General features: G+C 40.6%; 7 protein-coding genes. 4 read left to right on the top strand and 3 right to left on the bottom strand.

All coding sequences use genetic code 11. From position 1 onward, the window contains the following. From yidD to rpmH, 3 genes are all read right to left on the bottom strand, one after another. Positions 1-118, bottom strand: a 118-nt coding sequence (yidD, locus tag ABYB02_RS12465) for a membrane protein insertion efficiency factor YidD (RefSeq protein ID WP_372762769.1), incomplete at its 3' end; no start/stop codon positions are given. A gap of 126 nt (positions 119-244) precedes the next feature. After that, the gene (rnpA, locus tag ABYB02_RS12460; protein ID WP_372762768.1) at positions 245-670 is read right to left on the bottom strand and encodes a ribonuclease P protein component; all 426 of its coding nucleotides are present in this window, start codon (positions 668-670) and stop codon (positions 245-247) included. A gap of 7 nt (positions 671-677) precedes the next feature. After that, positions 678-812 carry a 50S ribosomal protein L34 gene (rpmH, locus tag ABYB02_RS12455; RefSeq protein ID WP_008112968.1) on the bottom strand — a complete coding sequence of 45 codons (135 nt, stop codon included), beginning with the start codon at positions 810-812 and terminating at the stop codon, positions 678-680. 518 nt (positions 813-1,330) lie between these two features. Here rpmH and dnaA point away from each other — a divergent pair. Genes dnaA through gyrB form a run of 4 tightly spaced genes read left to right on the top strand, consistent with a single transcriptional unit; the run spans position 1,331 to position 7,381 of the window. Beyond that, on the top strand, positions 1,331-2,713 hold the full coding sequence (gene dnaA, locus ABYB02_RS12450; RefSeq protein ID WP_372762767.1) for a chromosomal replication initiator protein DnaA: 1,383 nt from the start codon (positions 1,331-1,333) through the stop codon (positions 2,711-2,713). A 13-nt stretch (positions 2,714-2,726) separates the two neighbouring features. Further along, positions 2,727-3,830 (top strand): DNA polymerase III subunit beta, encoded by a 1,104-nt coding sequence (gene dnaN, locus ABYB02_RS12445; protein WP_372762766.1) that lies wholly within the window; start codon positions 2,727-2,729, stop codon positions 3,828-3,830. Between the two features lie 14 nt (positions 3,831-3,844). Beyond that, positions 3,845-4,939 (top strand): DNA replication/repair protein RecF, encoded by a 1,095-nt coding sequence (gene recF / locus ABYB02_RS12440; RefSeq protein WP_372762765.1) that lies wholly within the window; start codon positions 3,845-3,847, stop codon positions 4,937-4,939. Between the two features lie 12 nt (positions 4,940-4,951). After that, a complete protein-coding gene (gyrB, locus tag ABYB02_RS12435) occupies positions 4,952-7,381 on the top strand; it encodes a DNA topoisomerase (ATP-hydrolyzing) subunit B (protein WP_372762764.1) in 2,430 nt (809 codons plus the stop codon). Positions 7,382-7,554: the final 173 nt, after the last annotated feature.

Below are 7,554 nucleotides of genomic sequence, written 5' to 3'. Positions count from 1 at the left end.
ACGTTGGATTAAAACGACAATGCGGACCTAATAGCGGGCTAATCCACTTTTGATAACCGCGGATAAATAAAACTAAACAACGTGTTGGTAAAGCAGCAAGTGGTTTAAGTAACCTCATGTTGTACATGCCCCTACGTTATGTTTAGTGAATAGATACCATGTATTTAAAGACTCACTATGAGATTTTAAACGCATGATTAAAAGGTGAGCTAAAGATACCTTAATTAACCCTGTAATTCTATTGCTATTGGGTTTGTTTAGTCGATTTAGCTGATTTGTTTGGGCGTTTTTTAAATGGTGGCGGTTTAGGGGCACCAGGTTTGCAGCGTTCATTAATCTTACGCCACAGCTTTGTAAGTTGTTTGGTTAATTCTTCATTAGACTGTTCATCAATGCCACTTTTAACCATCAACACAATATCAATATTATCGAGCGTGTGTTGGTTTAAACGAAAACTTTCGCGAGCAAGACGTTTAATACGGTTTCGTTGACATGCCTTTTTTACACGTTTTTTAGCAACAGTAAGGCCTAACCTAGGTTTTGAATGGTCACTTGGTTTTGCTAATAAAGTAAAGAAAGGAGTTGCAGCCCGAGCGGGTTCGTTAAATATGCGAGAGTAATGCGAGGGAGTTAACAGACGTAACTCCCTGCCAAAGCTAAAGTCTTCCACTTATAAATTAAGCAGAAAGAACTTTGCGGCCTTTAGCACGGCGACGAGCTAATACTTTACGGCCATTTACAGTTGCCATACGAGCACGGAAACCGTGTGTACGTTTGCGTTTTAAAACGCTAGGTTGAAAAGTTCTTTTCATAACAATCTCTTCCGATCGGTTAAAGTTAAAACATCCTATGCAGGTCGCGATCCTGGCACAGGTGCCATTGCGAGCGCGAGATATTATAGATGATGTGGACGAAAGTCAATCATAATTAGCGGCTAGCGCTCGTGTTTAAGCGGAATAAAATAGTGATCAATACAGGCGATCAGCTAGGATCATCATTAATATGGAGTTTTCCACAGTGCCTGTATAAAAAGTGAATAAAAGCGGGGGAAAACTAAATTAGATCGCAGATATTGTTCGCGATCCGCAGTCGCTTTTGATATGATCTGCTCTCAGTCTTTAAAATAAAAGTTGTTTAGTATCATGCTGTTAGTTATTTTATACAGCGATATCAACAATTTTATAAAAATCAATCTTTTACTTGTGGATAAAGTGCCTTCATAATACTCGGTCTTGGGTCGCATACTGGGCCATTTGCACGCAATACAAAGGTGATTTTTTTATCATTAATGATGTGCGGGAATAAAAATTATATCTTTGGGAGTTTTACTGTGTATCTGTCGGTTTGGCAAAGTTGTTTATATGTATTGCAAGATGAATTGCCTTCGCAGCAATTTAGTATGTGGGTTAGGCCACTACAAGCAGAAAGTACCGAAGATACCTTGACGATTTATGCACCTAATCGCTTTGTGCTTGATTGGGTAAGAGAAAAATACTTAAACAGAATTAATGAGTTATTGGTTGAGATTTGTGGCGTTGAAGCGCCAGAGCTACGCTTTGATGTAGGTAGTAAACCATTGTTAAATGCACAGCCTGTTGCTGTAGCCGAAACGCAATCAGCGCCAAGCACACAAGCAAAACAACAAACGCGGCAACCAAAACCTGTGGTTGAACCGGCGCCAAAATCTGAATATAAATCGAATATAAAAGATAACTATACTTTCGATAGTTTTGTCGAAGGTAAATCTAACCAGTTAGCTAAAGCGGCGGCAACACAAGTGGCCGACAACCCGGGGGCAGCGTTTAACCCGGTGTTTATATACGGCGGTACTGGTTTAGGTAAAACGCATTTATTACACGCTGTGGGCAATGGCATTTTAGCCAATAAGCCCGATGCTAAAATAGTGTATATGCACTCAGAGCGCTTTGTGCAAGACATGGTTAAAGCGTTACAAAATAATGCTATTGAAGAGTTTAAGCGTTACTACCGTAGTGTTGATGCGCTGATGATAGACGACATTCAATTTTTTGCTAATAAAGAGCGTTCACAAGAAGAGTTCTTTCATACCTTTAATGCGTTACTAGAAGGTAACCAGCAAATAATTCTAACTTCTGATCGGTATCCAAAAGAGATAGAAGGTGTTGAAGATCGGCTTAAATCACGCTTTGGCTGGGGATTAACCATAGCCATTGAGCCACCAGAGCTTGAAACGCGTGTTGCTATATTGATGAAAAAAGCGCAGCAAAGTAAAATTAATTTACCGCACGAAGTGGCTTTTTTTATCGCTAAAAAATTACGTTCCAATGTACGTGAGCTCGAAGGGGCACTTAACCGCGTTATTGCTAATGCCAATTTTACTGGTCGGCCAATTTCTATCGACTTTGTAAAAGAAGCGCTGCGGGACTTACTTGCTTTGCAAGATAAGCTGGTGACCATAGATAACATACAGCGTACCGTCGCTGAGTATTACAGAATACGTATTTCAGATCTGTTGTCTAAGCGTCGTAGTCGCTCTATAGCACGGCCTCGCCAAGTGGCCATGGCACTCTCTAAAGAGCTCACTAATCACAGTTTACCTGAGATTGGCGACGCCTTTGGTGGACGCGACCACACCACTGTATTACATGCGTGCCGTAAGGTTAAATCACTCCGTGATGAAAGCCACGAAATTAAAGAAGATTACCAAAACCTAATAAGAACATTGTCATCTTAAGGCTGACTTTATTATGCAAATAACAATATCAAGAGAACAGTTTTTAAAGCCATTAGTGCAAGTGTCGGGTGCAATAGAGCGCAAACACACGTTGCCTATATTATCTAACGTATTGCTAGCAGTAGAAAACGGGCAGCTTTCAATGACCGGTACCGATCTTGAAATTGAGCTTGTCGCTAGCGTGATGGTGGGTGACGATGTTGCCGATACTAAATTAACCTTACCAGCTAAAAAATTACTCGATATTTGTAAAAGCTTGCCAGATGGTGCTGATCTTACCTTAAGCTTACAAGAGCATCAGTTATTACTGACTAGTGGTAAAAGTCGTTTTTCATTAACGACCTTAGCCGCCGAAGACTTTCCTAATTTAGAGCAGTGGGACGGTGAGGTTGAATTTCAACTTACTCGTTTAGAATTACGTAAACTGCTTGAAAGCACTCATTTTTCGATGGCGAATCAAGACGTGCGTTATTACTTAAATGGTATGTCATTTGAAGTTGATAATAGCGATATAAAAACGGTCGCCACCGATGGCCACCGTTTAGCCATTGCTCAAAAGCAGTTACCACAATCGCTGAATACTCAACGTCAGTTAATAATACCGCGTAAGGGTGTACAAGAAATTATGCGCTTGATGGTTGCTGACGAAGAACTTGTTACCATTCAGTTCGGTGCAAACCATATTCGTATTATTGATATTGAATTCACCTTTACTAGCAAGTTAGTTGATGGCCGTTTTCCTGATTATCGCCGTGTACTGCCGCGTGGTGGTGATAAAGTAGTAACCGCTAATCGCGAATGGTTACGGAGTGCGTTTCAGCGTGTGTCGATATTATCAAACGAAAAGTTTCGTGGCGTGCGCTTAAACTTAGCGAATGGTTTGCTAAAAATTACCGCTAATAACCCTGAGCAAGAGCAAGCCGAAGAAGTGGTTGAAGTGAGTTACCAAGGTGATGAATTAGAGATTGGTTTTAACGTATCTTATGTGCTTGATGTACTCAATACTTTAAAAACTGAAGATGTGGTATTTACTTTGGCTGATTCAAACAGCAGTGCATTAATAGAAGGTGCCGGCGACGAAGAAGCTATGTACGTTGTTATGCCTATGCGTTTGTAAGTTTAAAATACCCAATGAGCTTAAGTCATTTGAGCCTCAAATATTTTCGTAATATTGAGGCACTGACGCTAGAACCAGTTAATGGCGTTAATATAATTTATGGTGAAAACGGCAGTGGAAAAACCAGCCTTTTAGAAGCTATTTATTTCCTTTCCCACGGCAAATCTTTTCGAACAGCAAAGCACAAAAGTATTATTTCGCATCAGCAAGACCAATTTGTCATTCATGGTCGTAAGGCGCTGCATGATTTGTCGATCCCAATAGGTATCAGCAAAACTCAAGCCGGTGAAACCAGTTTAAAAATTCAAGGCAAAGCGAGCCGTAAAGTTTCCGAGTTAGCGCAACTGATGCCAGTGCAAATAATTACGCCAGAGAGTTATTCGTTATTTTTTGGCGGACCCAAAGAGCGCAGAAAGTTTTTAGACTTAGGCTTGTTCCACGTGGAACATGAATTCTTTTATTTATGGCAATCGTTTAATAAAGTATTAAAGCAACGTAATGCACTGTTAAAGACCAAGCCAAAGAATTATTTTGACCAAATTAAGTTTTGGGACAAAGAATTTGTTAGACTGGCTGAACAAATAAATAAACTAAGAATGGCGTATATAAGTAGGTTTAAACAGCAATTTTTTGATAAAATGTGTGCAGAATTAACGCTAATACGCGATTTAGAAATCAGCTTTAATGCCGGCTGGAAAGAGAGTGAATCTCTTAGTGATGCATTAGAGTTAAACTTTGAGCGAGATGCTCGCCAAGGGTTTACAAGTAAAGGGCCGCACAAGGCCGATTTTAGTTTTAGTGTCGCTGGCAACAGTGTGGAGAATACCTTCTCACGCGGTCAATTAAAGCTATTGTTGTATGCGTTAAAAGTAACGCAAAATAGCTTAATTGAGTCAGAGACAGATAAGCAATCAATATTGCTAATAGATGATTTACCTTCAGAGTTAGGCGAAGATACAAAAGAGAAAGTAGGCCAGTTATTAGCCCACTGCAGTTCTCAGATTTTTATATCAACAATTTTTTCTGAAAGTATTTCTGCTGTGGTGGAACCGATGCAGCGAGAGCTGAAAATGTTCCACGTGAAACATGGCAACCTAATAACAAGATAAGTGGGATTAACCATGTCTGAGAATTATGACTCGTCGAGTATTAAAGTACTTAAAGGATTAGACGCAGTAAGAAAGCGTCCTGGAATGTATATAGGGGACACCGATGATGGCACAGGCTTACACCACATGGTGTTTGAGGTCGTTGATAACTCTATCGATGAAGCCTTAGCAGGCCATTGTGATGATATTTATGTAACGATTCACTTAGACGGTTCGGTATCTGTAAGAGATAACGGTCGCGGTATCCCAACTTCAATTCATGAAGAAGAAGGCGTATCGGCAGCTGAAGTAATCATGACAGTACTGCATGCGGGTGGTAAGTTTGATGACAACTCTTATAAAGTGTCTGGTGGCTTACACGGTGTGGGTGTATCGGTTGTTAATGCATTATCAGAAAAGCTAAAATTAACAATCCGTCGTGAAGGTAAACTACACGAGCAAACATACTCACATGGTGTGCCTGATGCACCATTAGCGATAATTGGTGACTCTGAAACTACGGGGACTGAATTACGTTTTTGGCCAAGCGATGAAACCTTTACTAACTTAGATTTTCATTACGATATCTTAGCGAAGCGTTTACGCGAGCTTTCATTCTTAAACTCGGGTGTAAGTATCATCTTAACTGATGAACGCGAAGAAAATAAATCTGACCACTTCAAATATGAAGGGGGTATCAGAGCTTTCGTTGAGTACTTAAACCGCAATAAAACGCCGGTACATAAAGGTGTGTTCCACTTTAGCCATACCCGTGAAGAAGATGGTATTAGTGTAGAAGTATCAATGCAATGGAATGATGCATACCAAGAAAATATCTTCTGTTTTACTAATAATATTCCACAACGTGATGGTGGTACCCACTTAGCGGGCTTTAGATCGGCGCTAACGCGTACGCTAAATAACTACATGGAAAAAGAAGGCTTTAACAAAAAAGCGAAAACGACTAGCAATGCCACGGGCGATGATGCACGTGAAGGCTTAACTGCCGTAGTGAGTGTTAAAGTACCTGATCCTAAGTTTTCTTCACAAACCAAAGATAAGCTAGTTTCAAGCGAAGTGAAATCTGCGGTTGAGCAGGCCATGGCTGAAAAATTCACTGAATTTTTATTAGAAAACCCAGTCGATGCTAAAATTGTAGTTGGCAAAATTATTGATGCTTCACGTGCACGTGAAGCCGCACGTAAAGCACGTGAAATGACACGTCGTAAAGGTGCCATGGATTTAGCGGGCTTACCGGGTAAGTTAGCCGATTGCCAAGAAAAAGATCCTGCACTCTCTGAACTATACATAGTGGAAGGGGACTCTGCTGGCGGGTCAGCCAAGCAGGGGCGTAATCGTAAAAACCAAGCAATTTTGCCGCTTAAAGGTAAAATCTTAAACGTAGAGAAAGCACGATTTGATAAAATGCTTTCTTCACAAGAGGTTGCTACTTTAATCACAGCGCTAGGCTGTGGTATTGGTCGTGATGAATATAATCCTGAAAAATTACGTTATCACCGCATCATTATCATGACGGATGCTGACGTGGATGGTTCACATATTCGTACTTTATTGCTGACATTCTTTTATCGTCAAATGCCTGAAATAGTCGAGCGTGGTTATATTTACATTGCGCAACCGCCACTTTATAAAGTGAAAAAAGGCAAGCAAGAACGTTACATTAAAGACGATCCTGCGTTAGTCGATTACTTAACATCATTAGCATTAAACAATGCTTCGCTTTATACCAGTGCGGCTTCTACCACGCCACTGACGGGTGATGCGTTAGAAAAGGTTGTGCACGACTATCAAAATACCGTTAAGGTAATTGAGCGTTTAAAACGTAAGTTCCCTAACACGGTAATGAATCGCTTAATTTACCAAAGCGAACTGAAAAAAGAACACCTAGCAGATGAAGCTAAAGTTATTGCCTGGACCAAAGAGTTGGTTGATGATTTAGTGTCTAATGATGAAGATGCGACGATTTTCCAAGCCGCAACCGAGCATGATACAGAGCGTAACTTATATTACCCTGTGGTGAAAATTCGCCAACACGGTGTTGATAAGGCGCATGTACTAAGCTATGACTTCATCACCTCACGTGATTATCAGCGTATAGCTGCCACCGGTATTAACATTGCCAATGTGCTTGAAGAAGGCGCTTATATTCAGCGTGGTGAGAAAACACTTGCTGTTGATAACTTTGTGGATGCTTTAGAGTGGCTAATCTCAGAATCTAAGCGTGGCCTCTATATACAGCGTTATAAAGGACTTGGTGAGATGAACCCAGATCAGCTGTGGGAAACCACCATGGACCCTTCAGCACGCCGTATGCTGCAAGTAACCATTGAAGATGCGGTCGCTGCCGATCAGTTGTTCGCAACGCTAATGGGTGACCAAGTTGAACCACGTCGTGAGTTTATTGAAAATAACGCATTACGGGTGGTAAACCTAGACGTATAATTAATTATACTAATTACAAAAAAGGAGCCTTGGGCTCCTTTTTTATTTTTTCAATTGCACAAACTGCTTAAAACCTGCGTGTGCACAAGGTATACTGAGGGTAATTTTCACGCTACTTCTCAGATAGTAAAAAGCCAAATATGCAAAAATATGACGTTAAAACCTTTCAAGGT

This window comes from Pseudoalteromonas sp. (assembly GCF_041613455.1).
Taxonomy (GTDB): domain Bacteria; phylum Pseudomonadota; class Gammaproteobacteria; order Enterobacterales; family Alteromonadaceae; genus Pseudoalteromonas.
This window is presented reverse-complemented; position numbering and strand designations above follow the sequence as displayed.